This is a genomic window from Bacillus sp. B1-WWTP-T-0.5-Post-4 (assembly GCF_009183795.1).
In the GTDB taxonomy this organism is placed as follows: Bacteria; Bacillota; Bacilli; order Bacillales; family Bacillaceae_G; genus Bacillus_A; species Bacillus_A cereus.
This window is the reverse complement of the sequence record NZ_WEIJ01000007.1, coordinates 23,351-40,647: the sequence shown is the minus strand read 5'-3', so window position 1 is coordinate 40,647 and position 17,297 is coordinate 23,351. Positions and strand designations below refer to the sequence as shown.

Sequence of the window (17,297 nt, the reverse complement as noted above, 5' to 3'; positions counted from 1 at the left end):
AAAGTGTATGATGAAAAACAAGCTTTCATGAGGATTGATTGCATAATAAAAAGACACCCCCGCAAAAACGAGAATGTCTTATCTATTAACCCTCAATAATCTCCATCTTCTCCGTAATCGGAGTACGAGCTTTTCCTTCTGGTGCTTTATCGAAATAGCCGATATGAAGAATTCCAACGATACGTTGGCCTCTTGTTAAACCGATTCCTTCTATAAATAATGGATTGTAGTTTAATCCGCCTGATTTCCAAACACAACCTAGTCCACGTTCCCAAGCAAGAAGTTGGAAGTTTTGCATAAATGCACATGTTGCAGCGTAATCTTCGTCACGCTGAATTTGACGTGGATCTTCATTCATATATACAACGATTTGTGCAGGCGTGCTTAAGAAACGATCTGATAAAATTTTACCGCGTTTCGCTCTTTCTTCTTCTGTGAAAGAGTTTAATACCGCATCTACTAATTTCTTGCGGCCTTCTCCGATGTATAGTTTACAATTCCATGGTTCACGGTGCTTATGATTTGGTGCCCATGTTGCATCGTTTAATAGTTCAATTAATAAATCTTTTTCTACTGCTTTGTCTGTAAATGTACGAACAGAGCGTCTTTCTTTAATCACATTAGCGATGGAAGTATATGTAGTCATATTTATCTCTCCCTTATTTTTATCTATATGTATAAGCTTATCATTAGTATTGATATTGATTTTCAATTTCGATTATACCTTAGTTTTTTACTATTAATCAATGTTTTATGTTGGAAAACTTCTAAAAACGTCATTCCATGCTGTGAATAAAAAAACTTAACTTGTTCACAAGTATTTCACATTTTATGGAAATGATATGTGTACAGTTTTCTACATTATCCATCTAGGAGGAGTTTACATGTACAAAAAAATCGCTGTTTGTATGACTATGGCAGCATTATTATGCGGGATATCCACCTTCCCTATATCCGCTGCCACGCCAAAAGAAGTAACACTGCATCACCATAACCCAATTTCAGAAGAAGAAATGCAATCGCTAGAAAAACTCGGCTATAACAAACATGAAATTTGGAAAGCTGCTCATATTGCAAGAATTAGTAATAAAGAAATAAAAGATGTTTTAGCTTACTATAAGCAAAATAAATCTTGGGAGAAAACAGCCGAGCATTTCGGTATAGATCCAAGTAAGCTGAAAAAGCATCATATGAATAAAGAAACAAAGCAAGCACTGCTACAACAGTTAGCAACTATGCAAAAATCCACACCGGATCAGCTAAAGCAAAAAATGAAAGAATATAACATCAAATTGCGTCATCTTACTGTGTTAACAATCATCTCTCAAAAAAGCAATACTCCTCTTGATGATGTATTAAAGATGAAAAAAGATGGAATGGACATTAAACAAATTGCCGAAAAATTAAATGTAAAAAGAGAAGATATACGAGCGGAAATGATGAAATTAGTGAAGTCGATTAAGGAAAAGAAAACAAATTAATATACCAAAAAGGAAGAGATTTTCAATACTCTTCCTTTTCTTTATGAACTTTCAATTTTCAAGTATAAATTCCCGTCTTTCCCAAAAACTAACACAAGTAAATGATGTAAGTTAGGGGTGAGGAAATGTTCGGTTTATCATCTAAGAAATCAAAAAAGACTAATACAAAAACACTTTGTTCTATTCCAGAATTTATACAAACCATGAAAGAATCAAGCGATTTTGTCTCCTATAACATACTTAAAGATGAAACGTTGTGCTTGTTTTATTATAAATCTGTCGTGGAAGCACTTATTATTAAACAATTCATTTTAACTCCTATAAAAAAGGAATCGGAACAAATTCAAAACATCTCTGATTTATGTAATATCATCTCTATTGAAGACATCATTACCTCCCCTTCTATTGATGATATTCGTGAAAAATTATTAGGTGGATATATTTTAATACGCTTAAAAAACAATTCGAATCCTGATCAATATGCTTTAATTCGTGCCGAAAGTACTGTTTTAGGAAAACGATTATATAACGATACAGAAAATGAGTATAGCGTAATCGGGCCTAAAATCGGTTTCGTTGAAAACCTTGATACAAATATCCACTTATTACGCCGAAATATCGTAACGGAGCAACTCATTTTTAAAGAAGTTACCGTCGGATCTATATCAAAAACGACAGTAGCAGTTGCTTATATAGAAGGAATTACAAATGAACAATTTGTCAACACCGCAATTCAACGGCTAGAAGACATTGACTTTGATGTCCCATTTGATTCAACTATGATTGAGCAATTTATTAGTGATAATAGCAATTCACCTTTTCCTGTTCTATTACCTACAGAACGATTAGATCGAGCTGTATTTGCATTAATTAATGGGGAAGTTTTAATCTTAACAGATGGCTCTCCATATGCTTTATCAGGACCAACAACGTTACTGGATTTTTTCATTTCACCAGAAGATTATTATTTACCGTGGATGATTGGATCGTTCTTTCGTATTATTCGTTTTTTCGGAGCTATATTTTCTCTTTTTTCCTCCGCTATTTATACAGCGGCTTTAACATATCATTATCAAATGATCCCTGCCGATTTACTAGGTCCTATTATTTTCTCGAGAGCTAACGTACCTTTCCCTCCTATTCTAGAAGCACTCTTTTTAGAAATTACAATTGAATTGCTTCGTGAAGCGGGAGCGCGTTTACCGACAAAAGTCGGACAAACGATCGGGATTGTTGGGGGGATTGTAATTGGCCAAGCATCCGTGGAGGCAGCTTTGACAAGTACAATTTTATTAATTGCAGTTGCTTTATCCGCTCTTGCATCTTTCACAACACCAACAGTAAAGATGTCTTCTACTATCCGGTTGTTACGCTTTCCGCTTATTCTTTTAGCCGGTGCATTCGGAGGATTAGGCCTCGCTGTCGGATTTGTATTTATTTTAGCTCATTTAATTAAATTAAAATCGCTTGGATCACCTTATTTGTTACCTTTATATCCATTTCGTGGTTTAGGTACAGCAGAAGGTTTTCTTCGATTACCATTTAGTCAAACGGCACAAAGACCTTCTTTTCTTAGACCAAAATCAAAATGGCGCTACAATCCAAACAAATCGAAGCAAAAACGTGATGGTGAGAATGAATGAAGAAAATTTTATTGCACCTTATTATCATTATCTTCTTCATGTTACAAACTGGCTGTACACAAACGTATATAGTGGATACGCAGCGTATTATTCATGTCGCTGGATTTGACATCACAAAAAACAAAAGATTCCAAGGAACTATTCTCTTCCCAGAGTACACACATGGTGTAAAGTCTAAACCAGAAACTCAATCAACATCTGCCCGTTCACTTGAGACAATCGCTTCACGATTAAATGCAAAATCACCTCACAATGTCGTTGTAGGTCAAATGCGTGTCGTCCTATTTGGAAAGGCTCTAGGAGAACGCGGAATGGGAGAGATTATTACTAACTTACAACGTGACCCAAATATCGGGCGCGATGTACAACTAGCAATTGTAGATGGATCAGCTGAGGAACTTTTAAATTACGGAAAAAAAAATGGATCTTTATACATTGCTGATTTACTTGAACAAAATATCCGAAATGAGAACATTCCACAAACCGCATTAGACATTTTTTTATATAATTACTACTCTTCTGTATGTGATGCCTATGTCCCTTATCTTAAAATGGACGATAATCATTCCGTCGCTGTCAAAGGACTTGCTTTTTTAAAAGGCGATAAAGTCGTTATGTATACGGATAAAAGACATTCTGTTTTAGCAAAATTACTTATTAACCCTACGAAAAATGGACGTTACGAAGCAGCGATAACAAAGGATAAACATAAAGGTATGGTTGTTATACAAAACTTAGCTGGGGAAAATAAGTATGATATAGATCAAACTGGCGACATACCAAAAGTAAAAATCCATTTAAAATTAAATGGATTAATTAAAAACTCTCCAAATTGGATTGATCTAAGAAAAAAAACAAATATCAACTATATAAAAAAACAAATTGAAAGAAATGTTGAAAAAGACTGTGAAGATTTAATAAAACAATTTCAAGAAAAGAAAATTGATCCTTTAGGAATACGAGATGAAATTAGAAGCCATACGAGAAAATGGAATATAAAACAAATTCGAAATATGTATCAAAATGTAGCGGTGGATATAAATTTAGATCTTAATATTGTACAATCTGGAATCGGGGAATAGTGAGGTGAAATGAGCAATGAATACAATGAATAAAACAAAAACTGTCTCTCCATATTTTGCATTTATTTTATTGCATTCTCTCCAAATCGGAATAGGAATTCTCGGATATCAACGTGTAATTTTGAAAAATGCAGGTTATGATGCTTGGATTTCTCTTATTATTGCAGGTATTGCAACTCATATTGTACTGTTTTGTATGTTAAAAATGCTTGAAAAAGACGGAGATTTAATTAGCATTCATACAACAACCTTTGGAAAATGGATTGGCTCTATATTTTCTGTAATTTTCACTCTCTATTGCTTATTATTTTGCCTTACTGTTCTTCGTACATATATGGAAGTAATACAAGTTTGGATCTTTCCTACCATTAAGTTATGGAAACTTACCCTAATGTTTTTATTGGTCACTTACTACATTATAAAAGGTGGCTTCCGTTCTGTGACAGGGATATGTTTTTGGGGTATTGTTCTTCCTATGTTCGTTGTATTCTTTTTAGTCTATCCGATGAAGTATGCACATTTTCGTAATATTTTACCTATTTTTACGCATTCCCCTTTCGACATACTTGTGTCAGCAAAACAATCTGCATTAGAATTTCTCGGATTTGAAACAATTCTTATCTTCTATCCCTTTATTGAAAAAGGAAAATCTTTAAAAAGATGGGCTCACGCAGGGATTGTTTTTAGCACTCTAATTTATGTAGTTTTAGCTATTGTATCATTTATGTATTATAGTGAAGGACAATTAAATCACACTATTTGGCCTACTTTAACGATGTTAAAAATAATTAAAGTTCCTTTTATTCAACGGTTCGAATATATTATTATTTTTGTTTGGTTTTTAATAATTTTGCCGAATCTTTGTTTAACTATTTGGTCATCATGTCAAACGATGAAGCGTTCCTTTCATATTTCATTTAAATTTACACTACCATTTTTTATTTTCATCGTTTTTACAGCTTCTTTATTTTTTAAAAATCGGGAAAGTATCAACGCATTAAATACTGTACTATCTCAAGCGGGATTGTATATTGTATACGCTTATATCCCAATTTTATTTCTAGTTCATTCGCTAAGGTGGCGCTTCAAAAATCAGTCAAAAAAATCTTCAACCGATACACCGTAATCTCTGATACAATTTGATTAATACATTTGTAAAGGGGACAAGCGAATGAAAAAGTATGTATTTTCTTTACTTGCAGTACTAAGCTTAATTCTTGCTGGATGCGGAAGTACTGGTACAAATGACCAAAAATCTTCTGAATCAAAAAAAGAAGAACATGACCACGCATCGCACACTCAGCAAGCTGACATTCAAGAGAAAACAAAAGGAGTCGACACACTTCCGACCTTCCTAGATAAGCTTGATCCACAAATGAAAGATATCTACACCGTCGCTGGACAAAATGCAGAGCTATTAGATTGGATTCCATGCTATTGTGGTTGCGGCGAAAGTGTAGGACATAAAAATAATAAAAACTGCTTTATCCGTGAAATTAAAAAGAATGGTGAAGTTGTTTGGGATTCCCACGCAACGACTTGCGTCAATTGCCTAGAAATCGCAGTTGAATCTGCTTCCATGAAACAAAAAGGAAAATCAACGCTAGAAATTCGTAACTATATCGATAATAAATATAAAGAAGGCTATGGCAAACCAACACCTACGCCAATGCCAAAAGCTTAAAAAACGAGGAAACTCCTCGTTTTTTCTTTTCATTCACTTTTTTTCTTAACAAATTCTTTCAAGTGTATTTCTCCTTACTTATCACACACTATATATAACTCTCGGTAAGGAGGGTACACAGTGCAAACATATAACGACTATGATAAAGCTCTCTATTACACGTATTGCTGTAATTGGGATAAATTACTCGTTCTCATGGTTCAAACGAACGATCAATTATTTTCTAAGCGTATTGAGCATTTTTTACACGCTTATCAATACAGCAAGGAACTACCAGAAGTTGATAAACAATTGCAGCTCCTATTTCAATATATTGACCATGCATCCCAAAAGTCGCATGTAGAAGAAGTAGAACAAATTCAAATGTAAAATATAGCGCTATTCTCTTCCGGAGAATGGCGCTTTTTTAAAATGTTTATATCAATAAAAGTTTCTCCTTATAAAACTTTTATTGATAAACATATTTTTTCTTTCTTTTCCATACCACTTCATACTATAATTTAGTATGTAACTATTATAAGAGAGGTATAAAATATGGGACGAGAAAAAAAGCAAGAATATGCTTTACTTACCGCATGGGGAGCTTCTTTTATCGCTACACTAGGAAGTCTGTACTTTTCCGAAATCATGAAATTTGAGCCTTGTGTTCTTTGTTGGTATCAACGTATTTTTATGTATCCATTCGTTTTATGGCTTGGTATCGCTGTAGCAAAGAAAGATTATCGCATTGCAAGTTATTCTTTACCAATTGCAAGTATTGGTGCTTGTATTTCTTTATATCACTATGCAATTCAAAAAGTCGCAGCATTTTCAGCTGCTGGGGCAGCTTGTGGACGTGTACCATGTACGGGAGAATACATAAACTGGTTCGGCTTTGTGACAATCCCGTTTTTAGCACTTATCGGCTTTATTACAATCGCTGTTTGTAGCTTTATTGTCATCAAAAACAAATAAGGAGATGAAAGAATGAAAAAAATGCTTATATTTGGTGGTATTATTATCGCCTTGTTCGTGGCAATTTTCGCTGTAACACAAATGGAAGAAAAAAATGCTACTAGTCAAAAGATTGATAATCCTACTGAAAGTAAGACAAACGGTCCTGACTACTACACAAATAAAATTTCTCTTTCAGATCTTCAAAAGAACTTAAAAGAGAAAAAAGAAGAAACAGTATACTTTTATCAAACATCTTGCGTTCATTGCCAAAAATTATCTCCTGTCCTAGTGCCAATGGCTAAAGACTTAAACGTTGATATGAAAGTTATGGATATTGAAAAATTAGATGCTCCTTGGGATGAATATAAAATTCAAGGTACACCAACAATCATTCATTTTAAAGATGGCAAAGAAGTGAGCCGTATTAGCGGTGAACAGCCGAAAGACAAATTAAAAGAATGGCTTGAGCAAACGAAAAAGTAACGAGAAAAGGAAACTCCTTCTACACATGAAATGGGCGTAAAATCCCACACTAATGTATAAGGAGGGGGTTTTATGCCAGAAGTAAGATGTTCTGTTTCCAACTGTTCTTTTTGGGGACAAGGTAACTTTTGTCAAGCAAGTGCGATCATCGTTCAGCCTGATGCAGATGAAACTGGTCAAACTGAAAATGATTCATATACAGCTGCTGTTTTAACAAACGAAACGCTAGAAAGTTCTGTAGCAACGAGTGTAGAGACTTGTTGTCATACATTTAAGCCTAGATATTAACAATTATTCCACCTCATATACGTGAGGTGGTTTTTTCTTTCTCTCTTCTTGTTTACGTCATCTCTAATTCTCCCTATAATAAAGTTAACATTTTTATGAATGCGAAGGTGAAATACTATGGCTAAAACAATTGCAGATATCGCCAAATTGGCTGGAGTTGCAAAAAGCACAGTCTCTCGTTACTTAAACGGCGGATATGTAAGTGATAAAACAAAACTTAAAATCGAAGGTATTATTCAAGAAACAAATTTCTCTCCCAATACATTTGCTCAAAGTTTAAAAGCAAAAACAACAAATTTAATTGGTGTCATCATCCCCCGATTAGACTCCTTCGCTACAATGAAAACACTTATCGGGATCGATAAAACATTACAGGAAAATAACTATCAAATGCTTGTAGCAAATGCAAATCAAACAACCGGAACTGAAATACAAGCAATTGAAAACTTTATAAAACAAAAGGTAGCTGGCATTATTTTATTAACAAAAACATTAACGAATGAACATCAAAAAATTATGGCTAATTCAAACATCCCTATTTTATTCGTCGGGCAAGAATATAAAGATCAATATTGCCTCGTTCACGATGATTATGATGCAGCTTATGAGTTAGGGGCATACGTTTTATCGCAAGGCCATCGACATATTGCCTATTTAGGGATAGAAAAAGATGATATTTCTGTTGGAATAAATCGAAAAAATGGTTTTCAAAAAGCAATTGAAAATTTAGAACCGACTTGCAACGTTTCATATTACGAAACAACTTTCCGCATAGAAGATGCCATGAAACAAGTACAACATATTTTAGATAATAATCGCCCAACTCTTATCGTATGTGCTACAGATAACATCGCTCTTGGCGCAATGAAAGTCATTCACTCCCACTCTCTTTCTGTACCAGGTGATATTTCTGTAACAGGATTCGGTGGATATGATATTTCAGAAATGGTACACCCTAGTTTAACGACAATTGCGTTTGACTATGAGTATGCTGGAAAGCTTGCTGCCACTTCTCTTTCACAGCTTGTTGAAAACAAAACTATACCAAAAATATTACACTCTCGTTATACATTAAAAATCCAAGAAAGCGTTGACAAAATATAAAGGCGCTCTATAATAAAATTAAAACCGGTTCCACATTTTAAAAACAGGATTTTCAACATCATTTCCCTGTTTTTTATTTTAACTTTTTGCGGAACCGGTTCCACAAAAGAAAATTTATAGTAAGGGGGAATTTTTATGGATATGAAACAAATTGCAACTCAAGTAATACAGAATATTGGTGGAAAGGAAAACATTGTTCGTGCCACACATTGCGCGACTCGCCTTCGTCTTATATTAAAGGATGATACGAAAATAAACGCTGCAGAAATCGAAAACATCGATGGAGTAAAAGGTGCTTTTGCAACGACCGAGCAATATCAAATTATTTTTGGAACTGGCATAGTAAACAAAGTATATGATGAATTCTCAAAACTAATTGGAATAGCCGAACTAGATTCTACAACATCAAACGATATACCTAAGAAAAAAATGAATCCTATCGCCCGCCTAGCAAAGACACTATCTAATATTTTTGTTCCAATTATTCCAGCTATCGTCGCAAGCGGTTTACTTATGGGTCTACTCGGAATGTTGAAAGCGTTTAAATTAGTTCCTGGAGATCACTCACTTATCCAATTACTTGATATGTTCTCAAGTGCAGCTTTCATCATTTTACCTATTTTAATTGGAGTTAGTGCCGCTAAAGAATTTGGTGGAAACATTTTCTTAGGTGCAGTTGTTGGTGGTATATTAACTCACCCAAACTTAACAAATCCTTGGACTCTTTCAAATGCAAAACCCACTGTTTTACATTTCCTTGGTATGGATATTGATATGATTGGCTATCAAGGTACTGTTTTACCTATTTTATTATGTGTATATGTTATGAGTACAATTGAAAAAGAACTTCGAAAACGTGTTCCGAACTCTTTAGATTTATTAGTTACACCATTCTTAACAATTATTATAACTGGCTTTTTATCACTTATTATTATCGGACCAATTGGATATAAAATCGGTGACGGCATTACGTACCTTTTAAATACAATTTATCAATTTGCAGGACCAGTAGCTGGACTTATATTCGGTGGATTGTATTCAACAATCGTTCTTACTGGCTTACATCATAGCTTCCACGCTATTGAAGCGGGCTTACTCGCAAATAAAGATATCGGTGTCAATTTCTTACTCCCTATTTGGTCAATGGCGAACGTTGCACAGGGCGGCGCTACTTTAGCTGTCTATTTCAAAACAAAAAACAAAAAAACAAAAGAAATTGCAATTCCAGCAGCAGCTTCAGCATTTTTAGGAATTACAGAACCAGCTATCTTTGGTGTCAATTTAAAACTTGGTAAACCATTTATTGCAGCAGCTATTGGCGGCGCAATTGGAGGCGCTTACGTTGTTTGGATGCAAGTAGCGGCTAATGCATACGGTTTAACAGGTATTCCGATGCTTACAATTGTTGCACCTCTTGGCATGATGAACATGATTCACTATATAATTGGTTTCGCTATTGCAGTTATCACTGCTTTTGTTGCCACATTCATTTTATATAAAGAAAGTAAATAATAACGGGGTGAAAACCTATGTCAAAATATAAAACAATACTGCAATCTAATAAAGACGAATTACATTCTTTATATGAAATTGCAAACCAAGATTCATGGAAACCAATTTATCATATCCACCCACCATTTGGATTAATGAATGATCCTAACGGTGTATCATACTACAATGATGAATATCACGTTTTTTATCAGTGGTATCCATTTGGTCCCATTCATGGAATGAAGCATTGGGGGCATGTGAGGTCAAAAGACCTTATTAACTGGGAGCGTATGCCTGTAGCCATCATCCCTACTGAAAGCTATGAATCACACGGTGCATATTCTGGTAGTGCTATCGTGAAAGATGGCCTTCTTCATCTACTTTATACAGGGAATATAAAAAAGCCTGATGATTCCCGTGATGCAAAACAATGTATGGCAACAATGGATTCACAATATACGATGACGAAATATAGTAATAATCCTGTTATTGATATAATTCCTGACGGATATACAAAACATGTACGTGATCCAAAAGTCTGGAAACATAATGATATGTACTATATGTTACTCGGTGCCCAACGTGAAAATAAAACAGGAACTCTATTACTATACAAATCACAAGACCTATACAATTGGCATTTCCAAGGCGAAATTACAACAAACTTAAAAGAATTCGGATTTATGTGGGAATGCCCCGATTACTTCCAATTATCAGGGAAAGATGTACTTCTCTTTTCACCGCAAGGAATTGAAAAAGACGGAGAAAACTTTCACAATGTATACAATGTCGTTTATGCTATAGGCTATTTCGATATTAAAAATTTATATTTCCATGTTGATTCCTATTACGAAGCTGATAAAGGATTCGATTTTTATGCCCCTCAAACTTTAGAAGACTCTACTAGTCGTCGCCTATTGTTTGCTTGGGCAGGATCAAGTGAAATCACATATCCTTCTGATGATTATATGTGGGCTCATTGCCTAACACTTCCACGTGAATTAACATTAGAAGATAACATCTTAAAACAAAAACCAGTTTCAGAATTAACAAAACTACGAACAACAAAAAAAGACATTTCAGGAGATATAACAGCTGGATTAAATGTATTATCAACGCTTGATGATGAAGACTCCTATGAATTAATTGTTACACTTAAAACAGAAGATGCAAAGCGTTTTGGTCTTTCTCTCTTCCACAATGAGGAGGAATGTTTCCCCATTACATTTAATCGGGAACAAGGTACTATTTCTATAGACAGGGGCAACTTCTACCATCAATTTGGCGGAGAATATGGATTTGAACGCTGTAAAAAAATCAATATTCAAGATACGATAGAACTACAAATATTTGTAGATAAAAGCATCGTGGAAATTTTCTTATACGATGGTTCAACAGTCTTTACGTCCCGAGTTTTTCCCCGAAAAGACATGAAACATCATATCGCAATCTTTTCAGATGCAAAACTAAGCTTTACCATCACACAATATAAGCTGAAAAGAGGGATTGTATGAGAAATGTCTTTTGTATAGGTGAACTATTAATTGATTTTGTGTGCCGAAATACTAACGTTTCTTTAGTAAACGGTTCAGATTTCGAAAAAAAAGCTGGTGGAGCACCCGCTAACGTTGCTGCTGCGATTACAAAATTAGGTGGACACGCTACATTTATGGGGCAAGTAGGAAACGACCCATTTGGTGAGTTTCTTGAACAAACTTTACAGCGTGCGCAAGTCGATACATCCATGCTCATAAAAGATAAACAAACAACACTTGCATTCGTATCCATCGATCAAGATGGCGAACGTGATTTTACTTTTATGCGTGGTGCAGATGGTGAATATCAATTCAATAGCATTGATTTATCAAAAATACAAACGAATGATTTAATACATTTCGGTTCAGCGACAGCTTTACTATCAAGCCCATTAAAAGAAACGTATTTTCAGTTGTTACAATATGCGAAAGATAAAGGCCATTTTATTTCTTTTGATCCAAATTATCGAAGTGCACTCATTACAAATACAGAACAATTCTCTCAAGATTGTCTAACCTTTATAAAACATGCACACTTCGTAAAAGTAAGTCAAGAGGAAGCTACTATGCTCTCTAAAGAGAGTGATTTACAACAAGCTGCACTCAAATTATTAAATTATGGCGCAAAAGTAGTAGCTATTACACTTGGAAAAGACGGTACCCTTCTTGCGACAAATGAAGGTCAAACTATTGTCTCTTCTATTTCCATTCAACAAGTCGATACAACTGGTGCTGGTGATGCTTTCGTTGGAGCAATGTTATATCAGATTGCCCAAAGTGAACATACACTTTCGTATCATTTCAAAGACTTAACAGCATTTATCTCCTTTGCCAATAAAGTAGGCGCTATCACATGTACAAATTACGGTGCAATTGCCTCTCTTCCATCATTAACAGATATAAAAGCATACGATTAATCGTATGCTTTTTTTACATTCCTCTCCAAAAATCATGCATAATAAAAAAGTACAAAATAACGAGAACGGCCGTCCCGCATAGGGTAATGCGCCGATATATACTCTTCTCTCCTTCCCTCGCTTTCACAAACGCCCAAATAAATCCGAAGAACAATATTAAATCAACATATGGAACATAAAAAGAAAAGACGAGAAACGCATATAAATACACGATAAATAAACAGGTCGTTACTAAGAAAACTTTAAACGCAAATTCACTTTTCATAATATAACCGCCCCCTATCTGTACTGTATTATATTCAGCAAAATACAATAGTTGCAGTTAAACTCCAAGTATAAATAAGCTACCGTCTATAATACGGTAGCCATTACGGAACATTGTATTTCCGTTTATATATATTACTTAAAATCGAAGAAGGAATTTGCTCGTAACGAACTTTCTCTCCTGTTTCATCTATAATATACGAATTGTTTCCTATATAATATATTCCATCTTTTCGTTTTGAGTACACTGGATATCTTTCATTTGGCAATACCGTTTTCACTTTCGTTAACTGTCCATTTGGTTCTTGCCAATATATATCCGCGCGGTCTACTAGCGTAAGTACTCCAATTTGTTCTTCTTCTATTTTTCGACCATTCCAGCTCACAACGCGATAACCAAGCTTATTCGCTTCATATTCGGGGCTCGTATGAAAACGAGAAATGATTACTTTTGTTTGTAATTGTACTCGGTCATATAACCATTGTATATCCCTGTCATGCATACGAATGCAGCCATTTGATTCCCTACTTCCAATCGTCCATTCCCGGTTCGTCCCGTGAATTGCATATTCATTCTTATCTAGTCCAAGCCACCTCGTACCAAGAGGGTTATTCGGTGCACCCCCAGGTATTTTTTTTCGATGGTATTCTTTATTTTTAAATTTAGTTATAATACAAAAATTACCTTCAGGCGTAGGTGTACGATCTCTTCCAGTCGTTACTGGAAATGTTTTTGTGTAATTTCCATTTTCAAAAAAAGACAACTGGTTCGTCGTAAGATTTACTAATATTAAATGATCTGTATTAGCAAAAGCACTAACCGGTAGGATGAAAAATAATAGTATGATGAAACATAACTTTTTCAGCTATATCCCCCCTAGCGCTCCCTATAATAAGTGGAATTAACATTACTTTGCTCTTATAAATGAAAACTATCCATTTACAATAACGCCCCCATTTACATGTATCATTTGCCCAGTAACATAGGATGAATCACCAGATGCCAAGTATACGTATGCCGGCGCTAATTCATATGGTTGACCAGGTCTTTGCATCGGAACATTGCTCCCAAACTGAGAGACTTTCTTCTCATCAAAGCTCGATGGAATAAGCGGTGTCCAAATCGGGCCTGGTGCAACACCATTTACCCGAATCCCTTTTTGCACTAACGATTGAGAAAGTGATCTTGTAAAAGCTACGATTGCTCCTTTCGTTGCGGAATAATCAATTAACGTTTCATTTCCTTCATATGCAACGATAGATGCCGTATTTATAATGACATCCCCTTTCTTCAAATGAGAAAGGGCTGCTTTCGTAACGTGAAAATAAGAAAAAATATTAATACGAAATGTTTTTTCTAGCTGTTCTGCTGTAATATACTCTAGCCCTTGCTGCGGATATTGCTGTGCAACGTTATTCACTAAAATATTTAAACTACCTAACTGCCGGGCGGTCTCTTCCACAATATCTTTACAATGCTGTTCATTACTCAAATCCCCCGGCAACAATACACACTTTACACCTTCTTTTTCAACACGTTGTTTCGTCTCATTTGCATCTTCTTCCTCATCTAAATAAGCAATCGCAACATTTGCTCCCTCTTTTGCAAAAGCGATGGAAACTGCTCGTCCAATTCCGCTATCCCCTCCCGTAATTAACACATTCTTCCCTTTTAACTTTTCACTTCCTTTATAGTTTGCATCTTCAAACTGCGGAAGGGGGCTCATTAATGATTCAATACCTGGCTGCTTATTTTGATGTTGCGCAGGCATTGTTATAAAGTTTTTTTGCTGTGGCATAGCTTCTTTCAACTCCTTTTCCTTAGCATGTGCACAATAAAAAGCTGAAATTCACACATCGTTTTACGATTAATATTCGAATTTAAGACACAAAATATGAATTGTTATAAACTTTTTATGCAAAACTATTGCAAAATAGATAAAAAACGAATATTATATATAACTGTTGTGAAAATTATTCGTAAACAGAAAGGATGTTTATATGTTTAACCTTTCAAAACATAAAACTTCTATTAAAACTGAAATTATGGCAGGTATTATTACCTTCTTAACAATGGCATATATCATTGTCGTAAACCCTGTTATCCTTGGAGATGCAGGTGTTCCATTTGAACAAGCATTTACAGCAACAATTATTGCTGCTGTTGTCGGAACATTATTTATGGCAATCTTTACAAACTTACCAATCGCAATCGCGCCAGGTATGGGATTAAATGCTTACTTCTCTTACTCTGTTGTAAAAGCGCATGAAGGCATGACTTTCGCAATTGCATTCTCTGCTGTATTCGTAGCAGGTATGATTTTAATTTTGCTATCATTTACATCTTTCCGTACAAAATTAATGGAAGCAATTCCTGAAAACTTAAAACATGCAATTACTGCTGGTATCGGGCTATTTATCGCCTTTATCGGTTTACGTTTAACAGGTATCGTTACAAAAAATGATGCAAACTTAGTTGGACTTGGTGATCTTCACTCTGCTCCAGTACTACTAGCATTAGCTGGACTTGGAATTACAATTGTCCTTATGTCTTTAAATGTAAATGGCGCACTATTTATCGGGATGCTATTAACTGGTATTATCGCTTTTTTCACGGGACAATTATCATTCTCAAACGGTGTTACATCAATGCCTGGTTTACCAGAAGGAATTATCGTTTCAAATCCAATTACAGCTGTATCTGACGTAATTAACTACGGATTATACGGCGTTGTATTCTCATTCTTCCTTGTTACACTATTCGATACAACAGGTACATTACTTGGCGTTGCACAACAAGGTGGATTTATGAAAGACGGAAAGCTTCCAAAAGCAGGACGAGCTCTTCTATCTGACTCATTCTCAGCAACTATTGGTTCTATGTTCGGAACGACACCATCAACAGCTTACATTGAATCATCTGCTGGTGTTGCAGCTGGTGGTCGTACTGGTTTAACAACTGTTACAGTAGCTGTTCTATTCGCATTAGCAGCATTCTTCGGACCATTAGTAAGTGCTGTTTCTGGTGTATCAGCTATTACTGCTCCATCATTAATTATCGTTGGTAGTCTTATGATGGGCTCAGTTCGCCACATCGATTGGGACGCATTTGATGAAGCATTCCCAGCATTTTTAGTAATCTTAAGCATGCCACTTACATCAAGTATCGCAACAGGTATCGCACTTGGATTTATTTCATACCCACTTATGAAAGTGGCAAAAGGTAAATTCCGTGCTGTTCACCCACTTGTGTATGTATTTGGAATTTTGTTTGCTTATCAATTGATATTCTTACCACATTAAAATCCCTCATAAAGAGGGATTTTTTTATACATAAAAAGTAGAGAGCATCGAAATTCGATGCTCTATTTTCCTTTTTTAAAAGCAATATAAAAAGGCTACAGAGAAATTCTTCTCCGCAGCCTAATATTTATTTTTGCAAGAACGCCTGCAAATCTGCAAACTGTCTCTTTGCATCTTCATAGCCTTGCTCATATAGATTTTGTAGTTTTGCTGTATCTTTTTCCATACGATCTACTTGAAGCGGTACTTCTGGACGAATAACAAATAAATTCCCAGCTTGTTCTTCTTTTTCAATATAGTGAAGTGTTTCATTATACACTTCATAACGATTTAGCATCGTGTTCACAAGGTTCGGATATTTTTTATAAGCTTTCGCAGCAATCCACCCAAATCTTGATTTTTTCTTTGCGTAACCATGATTTCTCGTTAAAATTACGACTGATTTTTTAAATCCATCTTCCTGTGCTTTACGAACTGGAATTGGATCAGAAATCCCGCCATCTAACAGTTGCTTACCACGATAATTTACTACTGGTGCAATGAAAGGCAATGAACTAGACGCTTGTAATAAATTTAGTGCATCATCATTCGTTCCTTCTTTTTCAAAATAAACAGACTGTCCTGTTTCACAATCCGTCGTTCCTACAAGGAAACGTTCTGGGCTATTAAAGTATGTTTCAAAATCAAACGGCACATGCTTTTCTGGAATTTCATGAAAAATGAAATCCATATCAAATAGCTGACGTTTTCTCCATAAATTTTTATACGATAAATATTTCGGATGTGATGCATAATCAATATTGACCGTTTTATTTCTATTTCTTTGTCTGGAAAGATACGACGCTGCATGACAAGCACCAGCTGATACACCGATTACATATGGAAAATATAAATCTTGTTCCATAAAGTATTCTAATATCCCGCCCGTGTATACACCACGCATACCGCCGCCTTCTAATACTAACCCCGTATTTTCAAGCATGTTACTCTCTCCTCTATATATATTGACTCTTTAATTATTCACCATGTTAAGTATCTTTTTCTATTATATATGAGTTCTTTCAGAAATTATATTTAAAAGCCTTG

The 17,297-nt window shown here is 35.1% G+C and carries 19 protein-coding genes; 14 read left to right on the top strand and 5 right to left on the bottom strand.

Annotated features, from left to right (window positions below; all coding sequences use genetic code 11):
* Positions 1–85: 85 nt before the first annotated feature.
* Positions 86–646, bottom strand: a complete 561-nt coding sequence (locus tag GBN91_RS20505; RefSeq protein ID WP_000214821.1) for a nitroreductase family protein — start codon at positions 644–646, stop codon at positions 86–88.
* A 238-nt stretch (positions 647–884) separates the two neighbouring features.
* On the opposite strand from GBN91_RS20505, the gene GBN91_RS20500 reads away from it, so the two are divergent.
* The 13 genes from GBN91_RS20500 to GBN91_RS20440 all read left to right on the top strand — a co-directional run bounded on the left by GBN91_RS20500 (position 885) and on the right by GBN91_RS20440 (position 12,644).
* Entirely contained in the window at positions 885–1,481 is a 597-nt protein-coding gene (locus GBN91_RS20500) for a hypothetical protein (protein WP_069604139.1), read from the top strand.
* Between the two features lie 125 nt (positions 1,482–1,606).
* Entirely contained in the window at positions 1,607–3,124 is a 1,518-nt protein-coding gene (locus tag GBN91_RS20495) for a spore germination protein (RefSeq protein ID WP_152122123.1), read from the top strand.
* A complete protein-coding gene (locus tag GBN91_RS20490; RefSeq protein ID WP_152122121.1) occupies positions 3,121–4,206 on the top strand; it encodes a Ger(x)C family spore germination protein in 1,086 nt (361 codons plus the stop codon). The genes GBN91_RS20495 and GBN91_RS20490 overlap by 4 nt, the downstream gene beginning before the upstream one ends.
* A 16-nt stretch (positions 4,207–4,222) precedes the next feature.
* Positions 4,223–5,332: a GerAB/ArcD/ProY family transporter gene (locus tag GBN91_RS20485; RefSeq protein WP_001095034.1), complete on the top strand. Its 1,110-nt coding sequence runs from the start codon at positions 4,223–4,225 to the stop codon at positions 5,330–5,332.
* A 45-nt stretch (positions 5,333–5,377) separates the two neighbouring features.
* Positions 5,378–5,890 (top strand): PCYCGC domain-containing protein, encoded by a 513-nt coding sequence (locus GBN91_RS20480; RefSeq protein WP_000761026.1) that lies wholly within the window; start codon positions 5,378–5,380, stop codon positions 5,888–5,890.
* A gap of 120 nt (positions 5,891–6,010) precedes the next feature.
* Entirely contained in the window at positions 6,011–6,259 is a 249-nt protein-coding gene (locus tag GBN91_RS20475; protein WP_001195459.1) for a YhdB family protein, read from the top strand.
* A gap of 165 nt (positions 6,260–6,424) precedes the next feature.
* Positions 6,425–6,844 (top strand): disulfide formation protein C, encoded by a 420-nt coding sequence (locus GBN91_RS20470; protein WP_000532263.1) that lies wholly within the window; start codon positions 6,425–6,427, stop codon positions 6,842–6,844.
* Between the two features lie 12 nt (positions 6,845–6,856).
* Complete coding sequence (locus tag GBN91_RS20465) at positions 6,857–7,309, top strand: thioredoxin family protein (RefSeq protein WP_000738450.1); 453 nt, start codon at positions 6,857–6,859, stop codon at positions 7,307–7,309.
* 72 nt (positions 7,310–7,381) lie between these two features.
* Positions 7,382–7,597, top strand: a complete 216-nt coding sequence (locus tag GBN91_RS20460) for a DUF1540 domain-containing protein (protein ID WP_001115482.1) — start codon at positions 7,382–7,384, stop codon at positions 7,595–7,597.
* A 117-nt stretch (positions 7,598–7,714) separates the two neighbouring features.
* Entirely contained in the window at positions 7,715–8,701 is a 987-nt protein-coding gene (locus GBN91_RS20455; protein ID WP_001140402.1) for a LacI family DNA-binding transcriptional regulator, read from the top strand.
* 135 nt (positions 8,702–8,836) lie between these two features.
* Complete coding sequence (locus GBN91_RS20450) at positions 8,837–10,213, top strand: sucrose-specific PTS transporter subunit IIBC (RefSeq protein WP_000367318.1); 1,377 nt, start codon at positions 8,837–8,839, stop codon at positions 10,211–10,213.
* 17 nt (positions 10,214–10,230) lie between these two features.
* Entirely contained in the window at positions 10,231–11,706 is a 1,476-nt protein-coding gene (gene scrB, locus GBN91_RS20445; RefSeq protein ID WP_152122119.1) for a beta-fructofuranosidase, read from the top strand.
* Positions 11,703–12,644, top strand: coding sequence for a carbohydrate kinase family protein (locus GBN91_RS20440; RefSeq protein ID WP_001246640.1), 942 nt, complete (start codon positions 11,703–11,705; stop codon positions 12,642–12,644). The genes scrB and GBN91_RS20440 overlap by 4 nt, the downstream gene beginning before the upstream one ends.
* A gap of 13 nt (positions 12,645–12,657) precedes the next feature.
* Here GBN91_RS20440 and GBN91_RS20435 read toward each other — a convergent pair whose 3' ends face one another.
* The 3 genes from GBN91_RS20435 to GBN91_RS20425 all read right to left on the bottom strand — a co-directional run bounded on the left by GBN91_RS20435 (position 12,658) and on the right by GBN91_RS20425 (position 14,707).
* Positions 12,658–12,909: a hypothetical protein gene (locus GBN91_RS20435; protein ID WP_000834195.1), complete on the bottom strand. Its 252-nt coding sequence runs from the start codon at positions 12,907–12,909 to the stop codon at positions 12,658–12,660.
* A gap of 103 nt (positions 12,910–13,012) precedes the next feature.
* Complete coding sequence (locus GBN91_RS20430; protein WP_025709928.1) at positions 13,013–13,774, bottom strand: L,D-transpeptidase; 762 nt, start codon at positions 13,772–13,774, stop codon at positions 13,013–13,015.
* A 66-nt stretch (positions 13,775–13,840) separates the two neighbouring features.
* A complete protein-coding gene (locus tag GBN91_RS20425; protein ID WP_001136261.1) occupies positions 13,841–14,707 on the bottom strand; it encodes an SDR family oxidoreductase in 867 nt (288 codons plus the stop codon).
* A 202-nt stretch (positions 14,708–14,909) separates the two neighbouring features.
* Here GBN91_RS20425 and GBN91_RS20420 point away from each other — a divergent pair, with 202 nt between their 5' ends.
* The gene (locus GBN91_RS20420) at positions 14,910–16,211 is read left to right on the top strand and encodes an NCS2 family permease (RefSeq protein WP_000482713.1); all 1,302 of its coding nucleotides are present in this window, start codon (positions 14,910–14,912) and stop codon (positions 16,209–16,211) included.
* Positions 16,212–16,338: 127 nt separating this feature from the next.
* Here GBN91_RS20420 and GBN91_RS20415 read toward each other — a convergent pair whose 3' ends face one another.
* The gene (locus GBN91_RS20415; protein WP_000892679.1) at positions 16,339–17,193 is read right to left on the bottom strand and encodes a patatin-like phospholipase family protein; all 855 of its coding nucleotides are present in this window, start codon (positions 17,191–17,193) and stop codon (positions 16,339–16,341) included.
* Positions 17,194–17,297 lie beyond the last annotated feature (104 nt).

Bases quoted from the DNA above. Each gene is read 5' to 3' on its own strand.
- GBN91_RS20490 (WP_152122121.1), top strand. From the start codon at position 3,121: ATGAAGAAAATTTTATTGCACCTTATTATCATTATCTTCTTCATGTTA.
- GBN91_RS20435 (WP_000834195.1), bottom strand. From the start codon at position 12,909: ATGAAAAGTGAATTTGCGTTTAAAGTTTTCTTAGTAACGACCTGTTTA.
- GBN91_RS20420 (WP_000482713.1), top strand. From the start codon at position 14,910: ATGTTTAACCTTTCAAAACATAAAACTTCTATTAAAACTGAAATTATG.
- GBN91_RS20495 (WP_152122123.1), top strand. From the start codon at position 1,607: ATGTTCGGTTTATCATCTAAGAAATCAAAAAAGACTAATACAAAAACA.
- GBN91_RS20465 (WP_000738450.1), top strand. From the start codon at position 6,857: ATGAAAAAAATGCTTATATTTGGTGGTATTATTATCGCCTTGTTCGTG.
- GBN91_RS20415 (WP_000892679.1), bottom strand. From the start codon at position 17,193: ATGCTTGAAAATACGGGGTTAGTATTAGAAGGCGGCGGTATGCGTGGT.
- GBN91_RS20425 (WP_001136261.1), bottom strand. From the start codon at position 14,707: ATGCCACAGCAAAAAAACTTTATAACAATGCCTGCGCAACATCAAAAT.
- GBN91_RS20440 (WP_001246640.1), top strand. From the start codon at position 11,703: ATGAGAAATGTCTTTTGTATAGGTGAACTATTAATTGATTTTGTGTGC.
- GBN91_RS20455 (WP_001140402.1), top strand. From the start codon at position 7,715: ATGGCTAAAACAATTGCAGATATCGCCAAATTGGCTGGAGTTGCAAAA.
- scrB (WP_152122119.1), top strand. From the start codon at position 10,231: ATGTCAAAATATAAAACAATACTGCAATCTAATAAAGACGAATTACAT.
- GBN91_RS20460 (WP_001115482.1), top strand. From the start codon at position 7,382: ATGCCAGAAGTAAGATGTTCTGTTTCCAACTGTTCTTTTTGGGGACAA.
- GBN91_RS20470 (WP_000532263.1), top strand. From the start codon at position 6,425: ATGGGACGAGAAAAAAAGCAAGAATATGCTTTACTTACCGCATGGGGA.
- GBN91_RS20450 (WP_000367318.1), top strand. From the start codon at position 8,837: ATGGATATGAAACAAATTGCAACTCAAGTAATACAGAATATTGGTGGA.
- GBN91_RS20480 (WP_000761026.1), top strand. From the start codon at position 5,378: ATGAAAAAGTATGTATTTTCTTTACTTGCAGTACTAAGCTTAATTCTT.
- GBN91_RS20505 (WP_000214821.1), bottom strand. From the start codon at position 646: ATGACTACATATACTTCCATCGCTAATGTGATTAAAGAAAGACGCTCT.
- GBN91_RS20485 (WP_001095034.1), top strand. From the start codon at position 4,223: ATGAATACAATGAATAAAACAAAAACTGTCTCTCCATATTTTGCATTT.
- GBN91_RS20500 (WP_069604139.1), top strand. From the start codon at position 885: ATGTACAAAAAAATCGCTGTTTGTATGACTATGGCAGCATTATTATGC.